The sequence below is a fragment of the Frankia sp. AgB1.9 genome (assembly GCF_016786355.1).
In the GTDB taxonomy this organism is placed as follows: Bacteria; Actinomycetota; Actinomycetes; order Frankiales; family Frankiaceae; genus Pseudofrankia.
On record NZ_JADWYX010000008.1, the window covers coordinates 17,577 to 38,580 of the forward strand.

General features: G+C 72.8%; 15 protein-coding genes. 4 read left to right on the forward strand and 11 right to left on the reverse strand.

Features of this window, described 5'->3' with window-relative positions:
• Positions 1-61 precede the first annotated feature (61 nt).
• The 4 genes from I6A60_RS04400 to I6A60_RS04415 are packed head-to-tail and all read right to left on the reverse strand — an operon-like array spanning position 62 to position 5,320.
• Positions 62-1,507 carry a UDP-glucose/GDP-mannose dehydrogenase family protein gene (locus tag I6A60_RS04400; RefSeq protein WP_203024527.1) on the reverse strand — a complete coding sequence of 482 codons (1,446 nt, stop codon included), beginning with the start codon at positions 1,505-1,507 and terminating at the stop codon, positions 62-64.
• A complete protein-coding gene (gene galE / locus I6A60_RS04405) occupies positions 1,504-2,586 on the reverse strand; it encodes a UDP-glucose 4-epimerase GalE (protein ID WP_203024528.1) in 1,083 nt (360 codons plus the stop codon). The genes I6A60_RS04400 and galE overlap by 4 nt, the downstream gene beginning before the upstream one ends.
• Entirely contained in the window at positions 2,583-4,361 is a 1,779-nt protein-coding gene (locus I6A60_RS04410) for a glycosyltransferase family 2 protein (protein WP_203024529.1), read from the reverse strand. Before I6A60_RS04410 ends, galE begins: the two co-directional genes overlap by 4 nt.
• Positions 4,361-5,320, reverse strand: coding sequence for a UDP-glucuronic acid decarboxylase family protein (locus I6A60_RS04415; RefSeq protein WP_203024530.1), 960 nt, complete (start codon positions 5,318-5,320; stop codon positions 4,361-4,363). Before I6A60_RS04415 ends, I6A60_RS04410 begins: the two co-directional genes overlap by 1 nt.
• A gap of 540 nt (positions 5,321-5,860) precedes the next feature.
• On the opposite strand from I6A60_RS04415, the gene I6A60_RS43345 reads away from it, so the two are divergent.
• A complete protein-coding gene (locus tag I6A60_RS43345; protein WP_203042332.1) occupies positions 5,861-7,756 on the forward strand; it encodes an FUSC family protein in 1,896 nt (631 codons plus the stop codon).
• Positions 7,757-7,776: 20 nt separating this feature from the next.
• A complete protein-coding gene (locus I6A60_RS04425) occupies positions 7,777-9,126 on the forward strand; it encodes a winged helix-turn-helix domain-containing protein (RefSeq protein ID WP_203020088.1) in 1,350 nt (449 codons plus the stop codon).
• Between the two features lie 504 nt (positions 9,127-9,630).
• Here I6A60_RS04425 and I6A60_RS04430 read toward each other — a convergent pair.
• Together I6A60_RS04430 and I6A60_RS04435 are read right to left on the reverse strand one after the other, a co-directional pair.
• Complete coding sequence (locus I6A60_RS04430; RefSeq protein WP_203020086.1) at positions 9,631-9,855, reverse strand: Fic family protein; 225 nt, start codon at positions 9,853-9,855, stop codon at positions 9,631-9,633.
• Positions 9,856-10,179: 324 nt separating this feature from the next.
• Complete coding sequence (locus tag I6A60_RS04435; protein WP_203020084.1) at positions 10,180-10,749, reverse strand: LppP/LprE family lipoprotein; 570 nt, start codon at positions 10,747-10,749, stop codon at positions 10,180-10,182.
• 478 nt (positions 10,750-11,227) lie between these two features.
• On the opposite strand from I6A60_RS04435, the gene I6A60_RS04440 reads away from it, so the two are divergent.
• On the forward strand, positions 11,228-12,082 hold the full coding sequence (locus I6A60_RS04440; protein WP_203020082.1) for a sucrase ferredoxin: 855 nt from the start codon (positions 11,228-11,230) through the stop codon (positions 12,080-12,082).
• A gap of 34 nt (positions 12,083-12,116) precedes the next feature.
• On the opposite strand, the gene I6A60_RS04445 is transcribed toward I6A60_RS04440, so the two are convergent.
• Positions 12,117-13,058 (reverse strand): JmjC domain-containing protein, encoded by a 942-nt coding sequence (locus I6A60_RS04445; protein ID WP_307873525.1) that lies wholly within the window; start codon positions 13,056-13,058, stop codon positions 12,117-12,119.
• Between the two features lie 830 nt (positions 13,059-13,888).
• Between I6A60_RS04445 and I6A60_RS04450 the strand changes: the two genes are divergently transcribed.
• Entirely contained in the window at positions 13,889-15,448 is a 1,560-nt protein-coding gene (locus tag I6A60_RS04450; protein WP_238434758.1) for an MFS transporter, read from the forward strand.
• A 7-nt stretch (positions 15,449-15,455) separates the two neighbouring features.
• Here the strand turns inward: I6A60_RS04450 and I6A60_RS04455 are convergent, their stop codons facing one another.
• The 4 genes from I6A60_RS04455 to I6A60_RS04470 all read right to left on the reverse strand — a co-directional run bounded on the left by I6A60_RS04455 (position 15,456) and on the right by I6A60_RS04470 (position 20,893).
• The gene (locus tag I6A60_RS04455) at positions 15,456-16,427 is read right to left on the reverse strand and encodes an acyl-CoA thioesterase domain-containing protein (protein WP_203020080.1); all 972 of its coding nucleotides are present in this window, start codon (positions 16,425-16,427) and stop codon (positions 15,456-15,458) included.
• A 228-nt stretch (positions 16,428-16,655) separates the two neighbouring features.
• Entirely contained in the window at positions 16,656-18,218 is a 1,563-nt protein-coding gene (locus tag I6A60_RS04460; RefSeq protein WP_203020078.1) for a SulP family inorganic anion transporter, read from the reverse strand.
• Positions 18,219-18,511: 293 nt separating this feature from the next.
• Positions 18,512-19,327, reverse strand: a complete 816-nt coding sequence (locus I6A60_RS04465) for a DUF305 domain-containing protein (protein WP_203020094.1) — start codon at positions 19,325-19,327, stop codon at positions 18,512-18,514.
• Between the two features lie 105 nt (positions 19,328-19,432).
• Positions 19,433-20,893 carry an FHA domain-containing protein gene (locus I6A60_RS04470; RefSeq protein ID WP_203020076.1) on the reverse strand — a complete coding sequence of 487 codons (1,461 nt, stop codon included), beginning with the start codon at positions 20,891-20,893 and terminating at the stop codon, positions 19,433-19,435.
• Positions 20,894-21,004 lie beyond the last annotated feature (111 nt).

The following is a 21,004-nucleotide window of genomic DNA, read 5'->3' on the forward strand; positions in this document are numbered from 1 at the left end:
CGCCTCCGACCGTGCTGGCCGGCTGACGGGCGTGACGACCCGGGGGTGCGGATTCGGTGGATCAGGCCGCGCGGGCGGCGAAGGCCTCCTGGACCTGGCGCTGGAGCGGCTCGACATCGGGCTGGGCCGGGACGGCGGGGGTCATCGCCGGGCGGCCGGGGGATACGTACGTCCAGCCGGCCGCGCGCCATCGGGCCGAGTCGAGCGTGTGCCGGGCGTCGATGATCGTGTGAGCGGCGGCGAGCGTCGCGAGCTCCGCCGGGTCGAGCTCGCCGAACTCGGCCCACTCGGTGAGCAGGACCGTCGCCTTCGCCCCGCTGACCGCCTCGGCGGCCGACGTCGCGTAGGTCAGCTCCGGGCGGGCCCGGCGGGCGTTGTCGAGCGCCATCGGGTCGTAGACCGTGACGGTCGCGCCGGCGGCGTCGAGCAGCGCGGCGACCGCGAGCGCCGGCGAGTCACGGACGTCGTCGGAGTTCGGCTTGAACGACGCCCCGAGCACCGCGACCGGCTGCCCGGCCAGCGAGCCGCCGACGGCGGTCCGTGCGAGCTGGACGATCCGGTCCCGGCGGCGCAGGTTGATCTCGTCCACCTCGGACAGGAACGTCAGGCTGTGCCCGATGCCCAGCTCGTCGGCCCTGGCCCGGAACGCCCTGATGTCCTTGGGCAGGCAGCCGCCGCCGAAGCCGACCCCGGGCCGCAGGAACTTCCCGCCGATCCGCTCGTCGAGCGAGAGCGCCCGGGCCAGCGTCGTCACGTCGGCGTCGACGGCCTCGCAGACCTCGGCCATCGCGTTGATGTAGGAGATCTTGGTGGCGAGGAAGGAGTTCGCGGCGACCTTGACCAGTTCCGCGGTGGCGAAGTCGGCCACGATCACCGGGGTGTCGTACTGGTCGGTGATCGGGGCGTAGACGGACCGCAGGATCGCCTCTGCCGGGGCGGACGCGACGCCGAAGACAAGCCGGTCGGGCCGCAGCGTGTCCTCGACGGCGAAGCCCTCGCGCAGGAACTCCGGGTTCCAGGCCAGCTCCACGCCCGGCGCCTCGACGGCCAGCCGGTCGGCCAGCGCCGCCGCGGTGCCGACAGGGACCGTGGACTTGCCGACCACCAGCGAGCCACGGCGCAGATGCGGCGCGAGCGCGGTCACGGCCGCGTGCAGGTACGAGAGGTCGGCGTTCTGCCGGCCGGGCAGCTGCGGGGTGCCCACGCACAGGAAATGCACGTCACCGAAGCGCGCCACCTCCTCGAACGACGAGGTGAACCGCAGCCGGCCGGCGGCGAGGTTGGCCTGGAGCAGCTCGTCGAGCCCGGGCTCGAAGAACGGGACCTCGCCGGCCGCGAGCCGTTCGATCTTCGTGGTGTCGACGTCGACAGCGAGCACGTCGAAGCCTAGCTGCGCCATGCAGACGGCGTGGGTCGCCCCGAGATAGCCGGTGCCGATGACGGTCAGCCGCGGCCGTCCGGCCGTCGCGTTGCTGCCCGACCCGAACTGCCTGGTGCTCGTGCTCACCTGGATCCCCCGATTCCGTTGGTGGCGTGCTGGCTGGTGCGGTCGTCGTCGAACGGCCCAGGTTCGTAGCCGTTCGGGTTGAGGCGCTGGAACTCCCAGGCGTCGCGGCACATGGCGGCGACGTCGCGCGAGGCGGTCCAGCCGAGCAGCCCGGCCGCGAGCGCCGGGTCGGCCACCAGCTCGGCCACGTCGCCGGCCCGGCGGGCGACCACTCGGCTCGGCAGCGCGCGCCCGCAGGCGGTCGAGAAGGCGTCGAGCAGCGCGCGCACCGACGTACCCCGGCCGGTACCCAGGTTGATCACCCGGTGGCCCACGGCGTCGTCCAGCGCGGCGAGCGCCAGCCGGTGGCCCTCGGCCAGGTCCACGACGTGCAGGTAGTCGCGGATCCCGGTGCCGTCGGGCGTCGGGTAGTCGTCCCCGAAGATCGACAGCTCGGACCGGCGGCCGACCGCGACCTGGGCGATGTACGGCAGCACGTTGTTCGGGATGCCGCGCGGGTCCTCGCCCAGCAGGCCCGACGCGTGGGCGCCGGCTGGGTTGAAGTACCGCAGCGACGTCGCGTGCCAGTCCGAGTGGCGCCGGCAGACGTCGGCGAGGATCTGCTCGCACATCCACTTGGTGCGCGCGTACGGGTTGGTCGGCCGGGCCGGCGCGTCCTCGCGGATCGGCACGGTCGTGGCGTCCCCGTAGATCGAGCAGCTGGACGAGAAGACCAGCCGGTTGACGCCCCGGTCGAGCATCGCGGCGACCAGGCTGAGCGTCGCGCCGACGTTGGTGTCGTAGTAGTCGAACGGGAACTCGACCGACTCGCCGACGGCCTTCTTCGCGGCGAAGTGGATCACCGCGTCGACCGGCCGGCGGCCCAGCAGCTCGGTGAGGCCGGCCCGGTCCCGCAGGTCCAGCTCGACGAACTCGAACGATCCGGTGCCCTCGGCCAGCTTGTGAATCCGCTCGATGGCGCCGGGCGAGCTGTTCGCGAAGTTGTCGACGCCCAGGACGTCGTAGCCCGCGGCCACCAGGTCGACCGTCGTGTGCGAGCCGATGAAGCCGGCGGCTCCTGTCACTAGGACCGTGCTCATCGGGAAACCCCTTCCAGCAGGTCGAGTGGGTTCGTCTGGGTGGCGTCGAAGGCCAGCCACGTGCTCGTCGCCGCGGCGGCGCACAGTGCGGCCAGAACGGCGACGACCAGCAGCGGGACCGCGATCGTCCCGGTCAGCGCGCCGGCGCCGGCACCGGTGGCCCGACGGGTCTCCACCGCGTGCATCGCGGCCACCGCGCCGATCACCGCCAGGTAGGCGAGGCCACCGAGCAGGCTGAGCACTACGTAGCCGAGCGCGTGATGCACCCGCGAGCCGTACAGCGCCGCGCCGAAGGCGACCAGACAGACCGCGATGTACGGAGCGAGCAGCCTGGTCGGCAGCTTCTCGACGCCACGGTCACCCTTGGGCGTCACCTTGAAGGTCACGGCCTTGGGCCGCACCTTCTGCAGCAGCCCGGCGACGCAGCCCCAGCCGACGTACGGCCAGCGCACCATCGCGAACAGCCAGCTCTCCCAGCCGGTGAGCTTCGCCCGCGCCGGCCGGAACAGCCGCCGGCGGCGCAGGTAGCCGTTCAGCCCGAGCATCACCGCCGACGCGAGCAGCCACAGCGCCAGGAAGTGCAGGTAGCTGACGTTCACCCACCGCAGCCCGGTCAGGCAGGCGACCGGCGCCAGGAAGAGGCCCGCGGCAGTCGTCACCGCCAGCAGCGGGTAGTAGCTCAGCGAGAACAGGAACCTGGCCCGCAGGAGCCTTGGCAGCTGGCGGGCGTGCCGCCAGAAGGTGTCCAGGAACAGCACCATCAGGCTGCGCGACCACTGGAACTCCTGGGTGAGCGCTGCGGCGAACGTCGCCGGGCCGTCCCCGTGCGCCTCGGCGTCGAGCGCGAAGGCACCCTCCCAGCCGGCCGCGTTCAGCAGGTAGCTGGTCGAGAAGTCCTCGGCCAGCTCCGGGCCGATGCCGCCGATCTCGCGCAGCGCCCCGGTCCGCACCGCGTAGTGCGAGCCGAAGCAGACCGGCGCGAGCCAGCCGTTCGACCCGACCTGGACCGGGCCGTGCAGGTTGGCCTCCCGGAAGAGCCGGCCGCGGGCCGCCCACGAGTCGGCGGCGTTCGCGTCGCACACGCTGGGTGCGGCCACATAGCCGATCTTCGGGTCGGCGAACGGGCGGACCATGTGGGCCAGGTAGTCCGGCGCCGGGACGTGGTCGGCGTCGAGCTGGGCGACCACGTCGTAGCGGTCGTAGCCCCAGTGGTCGTAGAAGAAGGCGAGGTTGCCTTCCTTGCACTTCGTCCGGCGGGGCCAGGTGGCGCGGTGGTAGTCGGCGGCCCCGCGCCGGGTGGAGACCCGGACGCCGTGGTGGCCGCACCAGTCGTAGGTCGCGGCGTCCGGGTCCTCGTCGCAGAGCCACACGTCGTACGGATGCGGATAGTCCTGCGCGAGCATGCCGGCGAGCGTCGTGCGGACGACCTCCCAGGGCTCCGAGGGCGCCTTCGTCACCACGAACGCGACCCGCTGGCCCCGCAGCGCCAGCTTCGGGTTGACCCGGCGTAGCCGCAGCGACGTCAGCACGAAGTAGACGGGCAGGTAGCACAGGTAGCCGAGCAGCGCCGTGTTCAGGACGAAGCCCGGCACCGTGACCAGGTGCGCCGGGTCGAACCACCAGCCCCAGAACAGCCCCAGCGCGGCCAGCCAGGCGAGCACGAACAGCCCCCGCACGGCCCGGTCGGTCCGGCCGAACATCGGCACGAACGTCGCCTCGTTCTGCTGGTCGCGCCCGCCCCCGAGCTGACCCAACGGACCGGCCCGGTGCCGCATCAGGCGGCTCGCGCGTGGCTCGCCCCGACGAGCTCGCGCTCGAACCACTCGATGGTCCGCGCGAGGCCGTCGCCGACGGCGACCTTCGGCTCCCAGCCGAGTTTCCCGCGGGCGATCGTGATGTCCGGCTGACGGACCGTCGGGTCGTCGACCGGGCGCGGGATGAACGTGATCGGCGCGGGAGAGCCGCACAGGTCGCGGACCAGTCGCGCGGTGTCGAGGATCGACAGCTCGTGCGGGTTGCCGATGTTGACCGGGCCGGGCAGGTCGGACCACAGCAGCCGCAGGATGCCCTCGACCAGGTCGTCGACGTAGCAGCAGGACCGGGTCTGTGAGCCGTCGCCGGCCACGGTGATCCCCTCGCCGCGCAGCGCCTGTGAGATGAACGTCGGGATGGCCCGGCCGTCGTCGGCGCGCATCCGGGGGCCGTAGGTGTTGAAGATCCGGACGATGCCGGTGTCCACGCCCCTGGCCCTGCGGTAGGCCATGGTCAGCGCCTCGGCGAACCGCTTCGCCTCGTCGTACATGCTGCGCGGGCCGACCGGGTTGACGTTGCCCCAGTAGGACTCGGGCTGCGGGTGGACCTTCGGGTCGCCGTAGGCCTCGGACGTGGAGGCGAGCAGGAACCGGGCGCCCTTCGCCTGCGCCAGGCCGAGGGCGTTCCGGGTGCCGGCGGAACCGACCATCAACGTCTCGATCGGCAGCCGGTAGTAGTCGACCGGGGACGCGGGAGACGCGAAGTGCAGCACGGCGTCCAGCGGACCGGGCACGTGCAGGAACTCGGTGACATCCCGGTCGATGAGCCGGAACCGTCGGTTGGTGAGCAGGTGCTCGACGTTCTCCGGCCGGCCGGTGACGAAGTTGTCGACGCAGATCACCTCTGCGCCGTCGGCCAGCAGCCGTTCGCACAGGTGACTGCCCAGGAACCCTGCTCCACCGGTGATTGCGACGCGCGACATCACGTCCCCCTTCGTGAATGACCTCGTCGAACCGTCGGCCAGACGGCTATCGCGGCGGTCGGCATCCGCAAGCGCGCGCGGCGGCGCGGACGGGCGGATGTCAGGGTGAGGTCTGGTCGAGACCGCCAGGGCGAGGGACTCCTGTCCCGGGCCGGACCGGTCGCCCTCCTACGCGGAGAAGCGCTGGTCGCGAGGCAGCCATCGGATGCGGGTCCGCTGCTCCCGGCGTCTTGACGTCCGGGACGGTGTCGCGACCCTGCTGGCGACGATGCCGGTCGTGCCGATGCACCTCGTCGCTTACTGACGGTACGCAGTTGAGGGGCGATCTGTGTCCGCGGGCGGGCCAGGCAGCCGTGACTCGCGTCTCAGGCGGCGCTTCGTCTGACTTTCTGTCACTGACTGATGCCTGGCTTCGTATGACCACCGCCTTGCGCGACACATTGAGTGCGGCGGTGACGGCTGGACCTTCGCCTTGATCATGGCGTGCGACGTTCCGGCGGCGGGCTCGGATTGTCGGAGGGCGATGCGATGCTGGTTCGCGTGTCCGGGTTCGTCATCCCCAGGTCCCGGGTGACCGCGCTGGCGGCCGCCCTGCGCTCCAGTGCCGTCACGACGGCCGTCGTCATGGCCGCGGTGCTCGCGAGTTTCGGCAGCGCGCTGGGCGTGGAGCACGCCGCCGGGCTGTCCGTCGGCGTCGTCATCCAGGCCGTCGTCCTCACCATCACCGTCTCTCGCGTTGAGCGCCGCCGGTCGACGAAGGCAACGCCCGCCGGGCACCGGCTGCTACCCGTGCTCGGGCGGCTTCTGCTGCTGCCGGCCGTGGCGGTGGCGGCGAGCGAGGTCGGGACGCTGATGCTGCGGCACCCGAACCTCGGCGACACGCTGTTTGTCCTGGGTCTCAGCGGCGCGATCTGGGTCCGGCGGTTCGGCCCGACAGCGGCGCGCGCCGGCACCCTCGCGACGCTGCCGTTCATCGCGCTGCTGATCGTCCCCGCCGCCGCGGGTCCCGGCGAGGTTTCCCGCTGGTGGTCGGTGCTGATGGCCGTGATCGCGTCCTTCTGGGCGATCACGCTGCACGAGCTGGCCGACTGGGCTGGGCTGCTACCGTCGGGCGTGGGCACCGGCGGCGCCGCACCACCGGTTCCGCCGACGCAGGCGCCGGCAGCGACCCCTCAGGCCGGATCGACGGGCCTTCGGCGCCTGGTGCCCAAGAACCTGGTGCCGAAGAAGCTGCCGGCCAGCACGAAGATGGCCGCGCAGATGGCGGTCGGGCTGGGCGCCGCGTTCGCCGTCGGGCGGTGGGCGTTTCCGTACCACTGGCCCTGGCTGGTGGTCACCGCGTACATCGTGGCCGCGGGCAACCGTGGGCGCGGTGACGTGGCGGTGAAGAGCCTCTCCCGGCTCGCCGGCGGCGCGGTCGGAACGGTGGCCGCGACGGTCGCCGTCAGCACGGCCCCCGCCCACAGCCCCTGGACGGTTGTCGCGATCTTCGTGGTGCTCGCCGTGGCGCTCGTGCTGCGCAACCTGCACTACGCGTTCTGGGCGGCGGGCGTCACCTCGATGCTCGCGCTGCTGTACGGCTACTTCGGCCTGACCAGCACGCACGTGCTGGACGAGCGGCTGGAAGCCATCGCCGTGGGCTCGGTGCTGGCGGTTGTGGCGAGCTGGTTGGTGCTGCCCATCCGGACCAGGGACGTCACTCGGTCCCGAGTCGCCAAGGCGGCCGCGGCCCTGACCGACGCGCTGCTCGCGGTCGCCCGGGCCGAGGCCGCGACGCTGGCCGAACGGCGGGACGCGTTCCTCACCGCGGTCGACGAGCTGGGCCTGATCGCCGAGACGCTCACCGTGCGCCGGCTGGTCTGGCAGGCGCTGCGCCGTCCGGGACCGCACCTGGTCGACGCGGTCGCCGCGGTAAGGCGGTGCCGGGAGCCCGTCGACACCCTGGTCAGGGCGCTTGACGAGGCACCCGAAGCACTGGCCGACGGCGCCAACCGGCGCCGAGCCGGCGGGCTGGCCCGTCAGCTCGGTGGCGTCCGCCGCGCGATCGCCGGCCGCCCGGAGCCGGCGGCCGAGGTTCCCCGCCAGGGCGCCCCCGGCAGCCGTCCCGCCGGATCGCCGGCCCAGGACCTGGTCGCCGCCGCGCTCGACGAGCTGGCGGACGCGGTCGCCACCCTCCAGGCGGTCTTTTCACCGCGTCCGGCGCCGGCCGTTCAACCGACTCCGGCCGAGCGGCCCGCCCCGACCGGGTCTGTCCCGGCCGAACGGCCCGCGGCCAGCAAGTCGATCCCGGCCGATCAGGCCGAGGCCCGCACGTCGGCTCCTGCCGAAGCGCCTGACGCTGGCACGTCCGCGCCGCCCGTCCCGCGCCCGGCGCCGGCTCCGGACGTCCCGGCCGGTGATCCGTACCCGGACGCGCGGCGGGCGGAACTGTCCTAGCCTCGCCGTAGTCTGCGGCCATGACGGTCGAGCGGCTGACGGCGGGACAGGCGCGGCGGCTGGCGCTGGCGACGCAGGGATTCGCGCGGGCCAGGCCGGCGGCGGAGAAGCCGATCGACCGCCGGCAGTTGCGGTGGCTGTTCGACCGGGTGGGCGTCCTGCAGATCGATTCGGTCAACGTCCTGAGTCGGTCGCACTACCTGCCGGGCTGGTCGCGGCTCGGCGGCTATTCGCGGCCGGCCCTCGACGACTACGTCCACCGCCATCGGCACGCCTACGAGTACTGGGCGCACGAGGCGTCGTTCGTGCCGATCGGCTGGGAGCCGCTGCTGCGCTGGCGGGCCGCGGGCGCGCTCGCCGGCGACGGGATGTGGAAGGGGCTCGCCCACTTCGGCCGGGAGCGGTCGGACTACGTGGCCAAGGTGCTCGCCGAGGTCGAGGCCGGCGGTCCGGTGACCGCCTCCCAGCTGTCCGAGCCCGGGACCGGCCGGGGGTCATGGTGGGGCTGGGCCGACGGGAAACGGGCCCTGGAGTTCCTGTTCTGGACCGGCCAGGTGTGCGCCGCCGGCCGGCGCACGACGTTCGAACGGACCTACGACCTGCCCGACCGAGTCCTGCCGGCCGTCGTGCGGGCCACGCCCACCCCGGATCCGGCGGACGCGCACCGGGCCCTGCTGCTGCACGCCGCCGACCGGCTCGGCGTCGCGCTCGCCGCCGACCTGCGTGACTACTTCCGGCTGTCGGCCGCCGTCGTGCGGCCTCGGCTGGCCGAGCTGGTCGAGGCCGGCGACCTGGTCACGGTGACGGTCGACGGCTGGCCGGCACCCGCGTACCTGCGGCCGGGGCTGACCATCCCACGCCGCGTGGACGCGGCCGCCCTGCTCTCGCCGTTCGACTCGCTGATCTGGGAACGTGCCCGGACCCGCCGGCTGTTCGGCATGGAGGTCAAGCTCGAGGTCTACACACCCGCGCAGGACCGGCGCTACGGCTACTACGTGCTGCCGTTCCTGCTCGGCGACCGGCTGGTGGCCCGGGTCGACCTCAAGGCGGACCGGGCCGCCGGCGTCCTGCGAGCGCAGGCCGCCTGGCTGGAACCGGCGGAGCACCAGCCGGACGCCCTGACCAGGGCGGCCGCCAAGGCCCTTCCCGGACCCGGCGTCGTCGCCGCGGCGTTGGCCACCGAGCTGACCGGCATGTCCCGATGGCTCGGCCTAGGTCCGGTCGAGGTGGCGCCACGCGGAACGCTTGCCGCCGACCTGACCCGCGCCCTCGCCGCCCGGGAGATCCTGGACCCGGCACCCGTACCAGGCATCCCACTGCCGACGCCCGCACCGCAGCTGGGCCCGGAACTCTCCACGCAAGCCCGCTGACGGCGCCCCGGCCCGGCCCCGGCCCGGTCGCGGCGCGCGTTCCGTGGAACGCGAAGATCCACCCCTGGTCCGGCGCGGCCACATCGCAGTCACCGCGGCTGGGCCGAGGGCCGGCTGACCCCGCCGTGCGTTTTCGGGTGGATTTTGGGTCGCCCTGGCTACCCCAAATCCCCCCGATCATGGTCGGAGGACCTGGCCGGAGCCTCGGCGCTCGGCGGAGGGGGCGATGCTTGCTAGTGGTCAGCCCAGATGGGCGGCGGCGAGGCGGCCGAGGCTTTGCCCGATGGTCGCGGCGGTGTCGTGGCCGGTGTAGGTGGAGACCCGGATCACGAGGTGGCCGAGTCGCACCCCGCGCCAAGGACCGCGACCAACGCCCCGATCGCCAGGACCGAGGCGAGCCCTGGTCCGCGCTGATCCATTCGATCATTGTCGTCGCGGATCGGCCCGACGGAAGAGCGTTTCTCCATGCCCGAGGCAGAATCCTGAGATCGATCAAGAGAGCGGTTACATGGCCGCGCGCCGGCCTGCCTCGTCGGCAAGTGAGATCGCGAGCAACCGGGTCAGGGCGGGCGTGTCCTGGGCGTCGAGCATGGCGAGGTACGCGGGTCGCTGGGCGACCTGAATGATCGCCGGGAACCCGAATCGGCGAATGGTCTGGTAGGCGATGATCGCGCGGCCGGTGCGGCCATTTCCGTCGGAGAACGGATGGGTGCGTTCGAATTGTGGCAACAGGTGTCGTCTTCAGACCCACGGAAGAGGACGAGCGGATCATCAAAGCGGTGATGCGCCCCAGCGAGGTCCCGGCGGACTGCGGGCAGGCTCGACCACCACGAGTCCATCGCCGCTGCGCGGTCGCCGCAGCCGCAGGTCGGACGTGGGTCGCAGACCGGATTTTGCGTGCCTGGTGGCGTTCCCGACGAGGTCTGCCCGCTCCGGGTCTTGATCATGATCGCGAGTTCGGCCCTCAAATGGTCGCGGTCGGGCCCGATTCACGACCACCCGAGGGCGAAAACGGCGATCACCGCGCAGGGGTCACGCGGGAATGGCTGCGACTCACCGCCTGCTCAGGGGTGCGTTCCAGTCGGCGGACGGCAGGGGGTCGGCCGTGACGACTCGGCCGCCCAGCCACTCGAACCGCACCGTCGTGGCGCCGCCGGTGGGGCAGCACATCGGGTCGTCGGGGCGGTAGAGCTGGTACTGCAGCGCGACGGTGTCGTTGGTCGACCACACCCAGGAGGTGGACGCGCTCGCAATGCCTGCGTCGACGCCCACGTAGCGGCCGTCGTGGAAGAGGAAGGCCTGCTGCGGGTGACCGTCGGCTGAGCCGGTCAGTATGCCGATAATCACACTGAGGCTTCGACCGGGGTCGTAGCCGGACGTGTCGGCAGGTGTGTAGCCCGCCGCCTTGACCGCCCCGACGGCGAGGTTCAACCCGCCAGCCGGCGAACGGCCGGTGGCCGGCGGACTCGGAGCGCCGATGGCGACGCCGGGACCGGCGATCCAGGCGAGTCCACACAGCGCCAGCCCGCAGACCACCTGCCTGCCGCGGGACCGACGTCCAGCGGTCTCATAGCCGGCGCGACGGCCTCGTCGGGCCAGGTCTCGAATCACGGGTTTGGCCATGGTCCGCCTCCTGCCGGAGTGGGGTGCCCGGTCCTGGCTGGCGGAGTCGCCCGCTGGCCGGGTCGCGCCGACGGCTGGGCCTCGCGGCCCCGAAAGCAGGGGCAGGTCCGCAGCGCTCGCGAGGCAGGTACCCCAGGGCACCTGGCGTCATCCAGTAAACGGGCGCCTGGTCCCGTGTGCGGCTCTTCGCTCCGCCCGGTTTCGCCGGTCTGCCGGGCGGTGTCGGCCTGGCGACGGGAGGGGAGCAGCGTCACGCGGCACCTGCGGCCCATCCGCGATAGGGTTAAGTGAACCTAACTTGATGTACCTGCTGATGTGCTTCGTGCGGAGGTGTCGGAGTGGCCGCTGTCCCTGAGCCGCGACGCTTGCATGCGTTCGGCGCCGTGTCCACAGATGTCTTCAGGACCGCGACTGTCTTCAGGACCGCGACCGCGTCGACCGGGTGCTCGGGCGCGCCCGGCGTCGAACAGGCGAGCCGATGACCCAGCCTAACGAGGTCGCCCCGCATCACTCCACGCGCTGCGGTGCCCAGTCCCGGTCGGCCGCCGAGGACATCAGGGGAACCGTGCCGGATGTCGGGGCGTACTGCTTCCTCCCGGCCGCGGGGCCGTGGCCGCACCAGGTCCCGCCGGCCGACCCGGGTCTCTTCCCCGAGCTACCCGGCGCCAGAACGCAGCTTTACCGCCCGTACCCGGGCCAGCCGACCAACGAGCCGGCGTTCTTCTGGGACACGACCCGGCGGCGGATCTACCGCGCGTCGCGGGGTGGCTGGCAGGCTGCCGGCCCCAGGGAGTGGTTTCTCGGCGTCTGCGTGCACGGCCGGCACGACACCTGCTGCGGCCTGCGTGGCGGTGGCTTCCTGCGCCGGGTCAAGACCCTCGCCCCTGAGGCCCCCGTCTACGGCGTGAGCCACCTCGGCGGGGACCGGTTCTCCGCGACCGCGATCCTGCTGCCCGGTGGGTACCTGCTCGGCCGGCTGGACGAGCTGGACGACGAACAGGTCCATGACCTGGTCGAGCACGGCCTCCTGCCGCTCGGCCACGTGCGCGGTCGGCTCGGGTCGACCCAGGCCGAGTCCGTGGCCGAGATCTGGTACCGGGAGCTGTTCGGGCACCGCGATCCGCTGACGCCGCCCACGACCACCGTCGTCAGCGTGCCCGGCGACCGGGGCTGGTCCGAGGTGGTGGTCGAGGCGCACGAAGGCAGGTGGCGGCTGGCGATCTCGCGCGAGCAGCGCGGCGAGCGGCCGATCCAGTACACCTGTGCCGCCCCGCTCAGCCGTCCCGTCTACGGCTGGGAGGTCGACGTTCTCGAGGAGGCCAGGGCCGCCTGAGCCGCCGCATCGACAAGCGGTCGCGGCGGCCGGCTCAGCCCAGCTTCCAGGGTGTCCCGCCGGTGACGAGACCGGCGTAGCCGGCGGCCAGCTCGGGGGTCAGCCCGACACAGATCCCCTCCCGGACGAAGACGCGCGCGAGCGGCCGGACGTCGAAACCGACCCGGGCCTCGGCGGCCGCCAGGTCGACGGGGCAGCCACTGAGTAGCAGCTCGATGGCGGCCGCGGCCCGGTCGCGAACGGTGATCTTCCTACCGCCCGCGAAGACCACCAGCTGGCCCTCGGACCGCTCCACGTGGGGGGCGAACTCGGTGACACAGACGACGACCTCGGGCTCGTGCGCCGAGGGCAGCGTCGGCGCGTGCCGGGCCGGCGGCCGGGTGCGTTCCCGCGCGGTCAGGAACACCTCCGGCGGCAGCGAGCGCACCAGCTCGATCGCCGCCTCCTGCAGACGCACGCGTTCGGCCTCCCGGTCGGCGGACGACCTGGTGAGGTCCGTGCGGAAGAGCTCCTGCTCCCGGGCCTGGTCGGCGATCCAGGTCAGCCAGTCCACCCCGGTCCGCCGGGTGAAGCCGAAGGTGAGGTGCAGGCTGACCGGGTCGTCATGCTCGACCCGGGTCGCCTGGTGCCAGTAGCCGCGGGGGATGTGCAGTACCTCGCCGGCGCGCAGCACTCCCTGCCAGACGGACTCGGAGCTGGCCACCTCGTTCGGCACGGCGTCGCGGAACATCGGCGCGGACCGGGTGCTGCCGCGGACGTCCCAGTTCTTCTCGCCGGCCAGCTGGACGATGAGGACGTCGTGGTCGTCCCAGTGCAGTGGGAAGCCGTCGGCCGACCTGGTCGTCAGGTAGGCGTTCGTCTGCACGAGCTCACCCGACCACCAGCGCAGCGCGCGGGTGGCGACCTCGACGATCGGGTCGAACGTCTCAAGCCCGTCCAGTACGAGGGTCACGCCCGCGTCCAGCAGTGCTGTCACGGATGTCGGGTCCAGCGTGCGGACAGAGGGGCGCCGCCGGTTTTCCTGAACCCGCAGATATTCGGAAGGATGAAGCTCCCGGCTGTCCTGGAAAAGGCGCAGCCGGGGCGGCTCCACGAATCGACGGGTGACTATGTCCAATATTTTGGACGGAGTCACAATTCTTTCGACCAATGACTGATCGGCGAACCGTCCGGTCGCGAACTCCCGGCCTAGCGGAGTCCCGTCTGGCCAACCCAGCGCGCCCTCAATTTCGCGAACGAGCAGGTGGTCCAGTGCCTGTGACCCGCGATCCAAATTAGTCAACTCTGGTTAGTGGCTGGCCTATTCTCGCGAACTCAGCCGTCGCTGCCGTCGGGGTCCGCCCGCTCGGCGTCGTAGCGGTCCCGTACATCGTCGAGAATTTCGACGGAGACCACGAGATCGTCATCGTTGGAGTGCGCACAAGGGTTCACTGAAGCCCTCCCACCGATAGTCGCGCGCCTTTGGTGTGGGCGCGTCGCATCAAAATGATAGAGGCCGTAAACCCATTGGCGCAACCAGCCCGTGGCGACGAATTCCACGCCGGGCGAAAGCCGGACGGCGCGGACCGCCGCCCGCCGTCGGCGCACGGTATGCCCGTGTCGCCCCGTACGGTGGGGAACGGCCGGCGTACCCGCAGGTCAGCCGACCGTCGGCGCGCGGGGCGCGGCCCGGACCGCCGTGCGCGGGTGCCCGCCGGGCCCGCGGTCGTGCCGCCGTCGCTTGCGGGGTGGGAGCGCCGGCGGCGGTGTGGTTGGCGTCGCGACGGTGGTCGGCGGCGAGTGGTGGGTGGCGAGGAGAGGCTCGGGATGGCGATGACCGACACGGCGGCGCAGGCGGAACCCGGCCCCGGACCGGGGGACGGGGCGCCGGGGCCGATCGGAGCCCGCGGGCCCGGGTGGGCGGTCCTCGTCGTCTGTTGCCTGGCCCAGTTCATGGTCGTGCTGGACGTCTCGATCGTGAACGTCGCGATGCCGTCGATGCAGAGCGAGCTCGGGCTCTCGCCGAGCGGCCTGCAGTGGGTGGCCAACGCCTACACCCTCGCGTTCGCCGGGCTCCTGCTGTTCGGCGGCCGGGCCGGGGACCTGTTCGGCCGGCGCCTCGTGCTGATCGTGGGCCTGGTGCTGTTCACGGGGGCGAGCCTGGTCGGCGGCCTGTCGCAGGGCCCGGCGACGCTGATCCTCGCCCGCGCGGCGCAGGGAGTGGGCGCCGCGGTACTGACACCGGCCACGCTGAGCCTGCTGACGACGTCGTTCACCGAGGCGCGGGAGCGGGCCAGGGCGATCGGCCTGTGGGGCGCCACGGCGGCGGGCGGCGGTGCGTGCGGCGCCTTCATCGGCGGCGTGCTGACCGACCTGGCCAACTGGCGCTGGGTGCTCTTCGTCAACGTCCCGATCGGCGTGCTGCTGCTGGTCGGTGCGAGGACCGTGCTCGCCGAGTCGCGCGGCCAGGTCAGCCGGCTGCGCGACCTGGACGTGCCGGGCACCCTGCTCGTCACCGCCGGGCTGGGCGTGCTGGTCTTCGGGATCGTGCATGCCGAGAACCACCCGTGGGGATCGGCCGGGACGGCCGGCTGCCTGGCCGGCGGGGCGGTGCTGCTGGCGGCGTTCGTCGCGGTCGAGGCGCGCGGCGCGAACCCGCTGGTGCCACTGTCGATCTTCCGGATGCGCGCGCTCGCGGTCGCGAACGTCGTGGTGCTGTTCCTCGGCGCGGCGACGTTCGCGCTGTTCTACTTCCTGACGCTGTTCCTCCAGGATGTGCGGGGGATGAGCCCGCTGGCCGGTGGAACCGCCCTGCTCGTGATCCCAGTCATGATCATCACCGGCTCGCAGATCGCCTCCCGGCTGGTCGGCCGGGTCGGCGCCCGGCCGCTGATCCTCGCCGGCTCCCTGGTCGGTACCGCCGGTTTCGGCTGGCTCACCCAGATCTCGGCGGACGGCTCCTACTGGACGCAGGTGCTCGGCCCCGGGCTGCTGATCGGCCTGGGCGCCGGCACCAACATGGTCGCGACCACCAGCGCCGCCACGACCGGCGTCCCGGGGCGGCTGGCGGGGCTGGCCTCCGGCCTGGTCAACACCGGCCGCCAGATGGGCGCCGCGATCGGGCTCGCCGTGCTCACAACGGTCGCCGCGAGCCGGACGGCGTCGCTGCGTTCCCACGGTGTGGCCGGTCCCGTCGCGCTGACCTCCGGCTATGCCCGCGGCATCGCGGTCGCCGCGGGCCTGATGGTCGCAGCCGGGCTGCTCGCCCTCGCCCTGCCGCGTCGCGCCGCCACACCGCGGGTCGTCGTCACCCCGTCGGTCGACACTGCGTCGCTCGACACCCCGTCGGCCGCCGCCGACGCCACTCTCGCCGCCGAGGCGGGCTGAGCGCCGGCTAGACCGCGTCCGGCCGCGGCGGCAGGACGCGCAGCATCGCGACGCACTCGAAGACGGCGCACAGCCGACCGTCGGCCCGGAAGACCTCGCCGCGCCCCAGCACCCTGCCTCGGCCGGCATGTGGGGAGGACACCCGCACCAGGTGCCACTCCCGCGCGTCCAGCTCCTCGACGAACGTGACGGTCTCGGCGATGATGTTGGCCGCCAGCCGCGCCCCCGGGGCGATCCTGACCTCGCCACGCGCCACGTGATCGGCCACCACGCGAGGAACCAGCAGTGGCTCGCTGGCGTACGCCGCGAGCGCCCGAGCCACCGCCGGGTCGTCCGGCGCCGCCGGAATCCGCTGCCAGTGGTCGACCGAGAACGGCGTCGGGCCCGGGCCGGTGCGGACCTCCCACGGCATCATCGGGTGGTCGATCGGCCTGGCCGCCTCGGGCCCGGTCCACCCCTCGGGCCGGTCCGGCGCGTGCCGAACGAAGTCGGGCCCGTCCGCGGCGAGCAGCACGTCGCTGCGGCTGATGGCGCGGCCGTCCTGGCGGAAGGTCAGGGTCAGGTTCGCGAACGTCCGGCCCGCTTGCAGCCATTCGAAGTCGGCGTCCACCGGCCGGTCCCAGCGGCTGGGGTTCGGGAAGACCGCGTGCAGCGTCTGGACGGTCTTGCCCGGCGCCAGCCGTTCGGCGAGCACGATCTGCTGCGCGAGCTGCTGGGCGCCCAGCACGCCGCCGAAGGCGTTCGGCAGTGAGCGCACCGGCACCGGGGGCGTGACGTCGCCGGCGAGGTCGAGTACCGCGAGCACCTCGGCCAGCGTGCCGAACCGGGGGAGCCCCGCCGCCGGTTCGGAATGGCGCGGCAGCGGCAGGTCCGAACCTCTCGTGGCTGTTCCGGCGAGCTGGGCCATGGCGGCTACCAGCTCGTCCGTCACCAGCTTGTCCGTGCCCGCGCTCTCCGCGTCGACAGTGCTCGCGCTCAACGGACCCCCATCCCGCTTCCGGGCGCGGCGCGAGGAGCGGCGACGTTGCCGGAAGGCCACCAGAACTCACCGGAAGCCCGCGCGTCGCCGGTACGGCCTGGCGGCGGGCACGGCCTCCACTATCTGGGCCGTGCCGCGATGGGCGACGCGCCCAGTGACCGAACCCACGCGCCGCCGCGCCGCCGCGGACGGCTCGCGGCGGACGGCATCAGGGACTGCCGCGGGAGCCTAGGTGCCGGTGTCGCTCGGGCGCAGGGAGCGCAGCATCGCGGCGCTGGCGCGGTTGACCCCGGTCAGCTCGACGATGCTGCCGCGCTCCTCGTAGCGGTGCAGCACGTCGTCGAGCGCGGCGGCCGCCGCCGAGTCGAGCACGTCCGCGTCGGAGAGGTCGATCACCACCCGGGCCGGATCGTGACCGAAGTCGAACGCCGTCACCAGGTCGTTCGTGGAGGCGAAGAACAGCGGCCCCTGGACGGCGTAGATCCGCTCGCTGCCGTCCGGGTCCAGCACACTCGTCACGTTCGCCAGGTGCGCGACCTTGCGGGTGAACAGCAGCGCCTCCAAGACGACGCCGACGACCACCCCGTAGGCGAGGTCATGGGTCGGCACCACGACCGCGACGGTCGCCACCATCACGAACGTCTCGGTGATCGGAACCCGACGCAACGTCGCAGGTCGCACACTGCCCCAGTCGAACGTCATCGCCGCGACGATGACCATGACAGCCGCCAGGGCCGACATCGGGATGAGCCGGACGACGGAGTGCAGCGGCAGGACCAGCAGCAGCAGGAAGCCGCCCGCCGCGAAGGTCGACAGCCGGCGCCGGCCGCCGGTGGACACGTTGAGGATCGCCTGGCCGATCATCGCGCAGCCGCCCATGCCGCCGAAGAAGCCGCTGACCACGTTGGCGATGCCAAGGCCCCACGCCTCGCGGTGCGGGTTGTGGGTCGAGTCGGTCATCTTGTCGATGATCTGGGCGGTCAGCAGGGTCTCGAGCAGGCCGACGGCCGTCAGCGCGAGCACGTACGGAAGGATGATCCGCACGGTGTCCCAGTCCATCGGGACGTGCGGCAGGGTGGGCACCGGCAGGCCGGTGGGCAGCTGGCCCTCGTCGCCGACGGTGGGCACCTTGAGGTGAAAGGTGGTCGTCGCGAGCGTCAGCAGGGCCACGGCGACCAGCGGTCCCGGCACTGCCTTCGTCAGCCGTGGCAGCGTGACCAGCACGAACAGGCCAACCGCGACCAGCGGGTACACCCGCCAGCCGTGGTCGAACACGTGCGGCATCTGCGCGGTGAAGATCAGGATCGCGAGCGCGTTGACGAAACCGATCATGACGGTGCGTGGCACGAACCGGATCAGTCGCGCGACACCCACCAGGCCGAGCACGAACATCAGCACACCGACGGCGATCGTCGTCGCCAGCAGGTACTGGAAGCCGTGCTGGCGGACCAGCGGCGCCGCGACGAGCGCCATCGAGCCGGCCGCCGCGGAGATCATCGCCGGGCGCCCGCCGGTGAAGGCGATCACGGTGCAGATGATGAACGACGTGAACAGGCCGACGGCCGGGTCCACGCCGGCGACCACCGAGAACGAGATCGTCTCGGGGATCAGGGCCAGCGCCGTCACGAGTCCGGCTACCAGCTCGACGCCCGCGACCCGAGGCCCCGGCACCGCCCGGCGCAACGCCGGGAGCGCGTCACGCAACAGGGGCAGCGTGGCCAGTGAGCCGCCGCGGGGCGGCTGCCGGGCCGGGGTCGACGGCACCGGGGCGGAGCCGGGTAGTGCGGACATCTGAGAAACCTCACACGAGCGGCGGCACCGGTAGCAAGGCGTCCCGGGCGGACGTGCACGGCGCCCGGCGGTGCTGAGCGGACCGGTCTGCGAGCGGGAGGACCGGCTCCGGCCGTGGCGTGGGGCAAGGCGCCCCTCGTCCCAGCGCCGGGCGAGTGACCCGTCGAAACGACCAGAAGCGTATCTAATGCCCAACGAATGATCATCTATTGACGTGTGCGCGGTCCGCCCCGGCACGCCGCGCCGCTGGTCGTGCCCGCAGGGGCAGGGGCCGAGCCGGTGCCTGGCCGGCGTTATGCCTGCGGGGCGCCGAGGCGCTGCAGGTCGAACTCCATCTGCTGGATCTCGGCCGACTGCACGACGACCATCGCCTTCGCCAGAGCGCGCACCTTGTCCTGGTCCGCGTGCTGGGCGGCGTACTGCGCCATCAGCACCCCGCCGCGGTGGTGGTGGATCATGAGCGCGAGGAACCGCACATCGGAGTCCCGGCCGCTGGACGCCGCGAGCTGCGCCAGCTCCGAGTCGCCGGCCATCCCCGGCATCCGGACCCCGTCAGTCCCGACCGGGGTGCCCAGCGAGCCGCCACCCGCCATCCCGGGCATGTGTGCCATGTCGTCGGCGGCCGTGCCGGTGCCACCCATCCAGGTCATCGGCGCGCCAACGGTCGACTGGGTGAGCCCCCAGTCGGCCAGCCAGGACCCCATCACCCCGATCTCGCGCTGCTGGGTGAGCGCGATGTCCTGGCCCATCGCGACCGACTGCGGGTCGGCGCCGTGGCTGAACTCCAGCATGCCCATCTGCACGGCCTGGCCGTGGTGCTCGGACATGTCGCGCAGGAAGCCGGCGTCCACCGAGCCGTTGCCCGGCGCGCCGTTCGTCAGCCCGCGCAGCCCGAATCCGGCGGCGACCAGAGCGGCCGCCAGCACGACCACGAGCGGGGCCCAGACCAGCCGGGAGCGTCGCCCCCGGATCGGCGCCGCGTCGTGCGCCGGCACGTCCCGCGTTGGCAGGTCGCCGGCCGGCCCGTCGGTCACCGGTCCGTCGGTCGCAGGCACATCGGTCACTGGCACATCGTCGGGCGGCGCCTCGGTGCGCTGCGCGGAAACCATCCCGTTGTCTGCCACGGCGACCAGGCTAGTCCGGTCGGCGCCGCGGCCGCCCTCGGCGCGGTCGTGGCGATGCTGTCCGTGGCGGCGCGGTCGTGGCGGTACGGCTCAGACGTTGACCTGGCCGTTGAAGACGAAGGTCCGCTTGCCGACCTGGACCCGGGTGCCGGAGACCAGCGGGGCCGGCTGGTTCGGCTCCAGCGGGGTCCACACGGTCGCTTCGGGTGGGGCGATGTAGGTGCCGTTCGCCGAACCGCGATCGGTGATCACCGCGTCCCAGCCACTCAGGGTGATGACGGCATGTACCCGGGAGACCGCGCTCTCGCCGTCCTCGACGGCCAGCGGCCGGGCCTTCCCGGCCCGCACGGCGTCGTCCCGGTCCGGCTGGCGGCCGATCACCAGGTCGATGTCGAGCGGGATGGTCTGGCCGTCGTCGAAGACCAGGACGCCGATCGACGGCCGTGGCCGCCACACCGACTGGCCCTCCTGCGCGGACAGCGACGCGCCGCAGTCGGCGCAGTACGGGGCCTGCGGATGGTTGAAGTGCCCGTTCGGGCACAGCACGCCCTCGACCTGCGCCTGGCCGTTGTCCGGCAGCATCGTCGGCGCGTCGTCGTCCTCGATCAGGTCAGAGACCGTGAACGTCTGGCCCGGCAGCTGGGTCAGCGCCTCGCTGTCGTCGTCCTCGGTGAGCTCGCCGTGCGCGCGGGCGTCGTCGTGGTTGGCCGTGCCCCCCACCGGGCGGGCGAGCTCGGTCGGCGGATCCTCGTCGTACTCGTCGAACTCGAGCTCGTCGAAGTCGGCGGCCTGAGTCGGCTCGGAGCCGGACTGCGCCCGGTGGGCCTGCTCCTCCTTGGTGAGCAGCGGGGCCAGCGGCGGCGGGGCCACCGACTGCTGCTCGGGGATCCGGTCGGCCGGCAGCGGGATGCGCTCCGCGGCGGTCGCCGGCTCCCGGGGCGAGCCGTAGTTGGACAACAGGTCGCCGGCGGCTGACCGCGGGGTCGGCAGCGGAGCGTCCCGAGCCGGCAGCAGGCTCGCGCCGACGCCGGGCACCGCGCCGACCCGCAGGTCGAGCGGGAAGCCGAGACCGGTGCCGGTCACCTCGGAGCCCTCGCCGCCGGGCTGGCCGGAGCCGTCGGACAGGTCGCTCGGGGCGATGTGCAGGTGGGTGATGCCATCCGGCAGCAGCCGGTCCACCCAGGTGGCCGACTCGACTCCGGACAGGGTGATCGGGCTGGAGCCGCCTGCGGCCACGTCCATCGCGCCGTGCACCAGCGCGGCGATCCGCTCGCCGATGGCGGTCAGCAGCGCGAAGTCCGGCACGTCCTCGGGGTCCGCGGCGGCGAGCAGGCCGGCGACCCGGCGGACCAGGCGACGGCCGGTGCTCGCCGTGTCACCCGGCTCGGCGGCTACCTCGGCGCACAGGTCCAGCAGCCGGCGGGCTGTGTCGGCCGTCCGTGGCCGGCCCACCCTGGCGACGATGAGGACACCGGGGAGTCGGACCACCACGCCGGTCTCCTGGCCGCGGCCCGCCTCCACGACCACCCGGAAACGGTCCAGTCCCACCATCGTTCCCCTCCGCGCCCGTCGGACCGACGGTGGCCGGCCCTCGCCGCCCGGGCCTTGGGGCGGCCCGGGCTGTCGTTGCGTGCTCGATCGGTGTGCAGCCCGCCGCGCCGC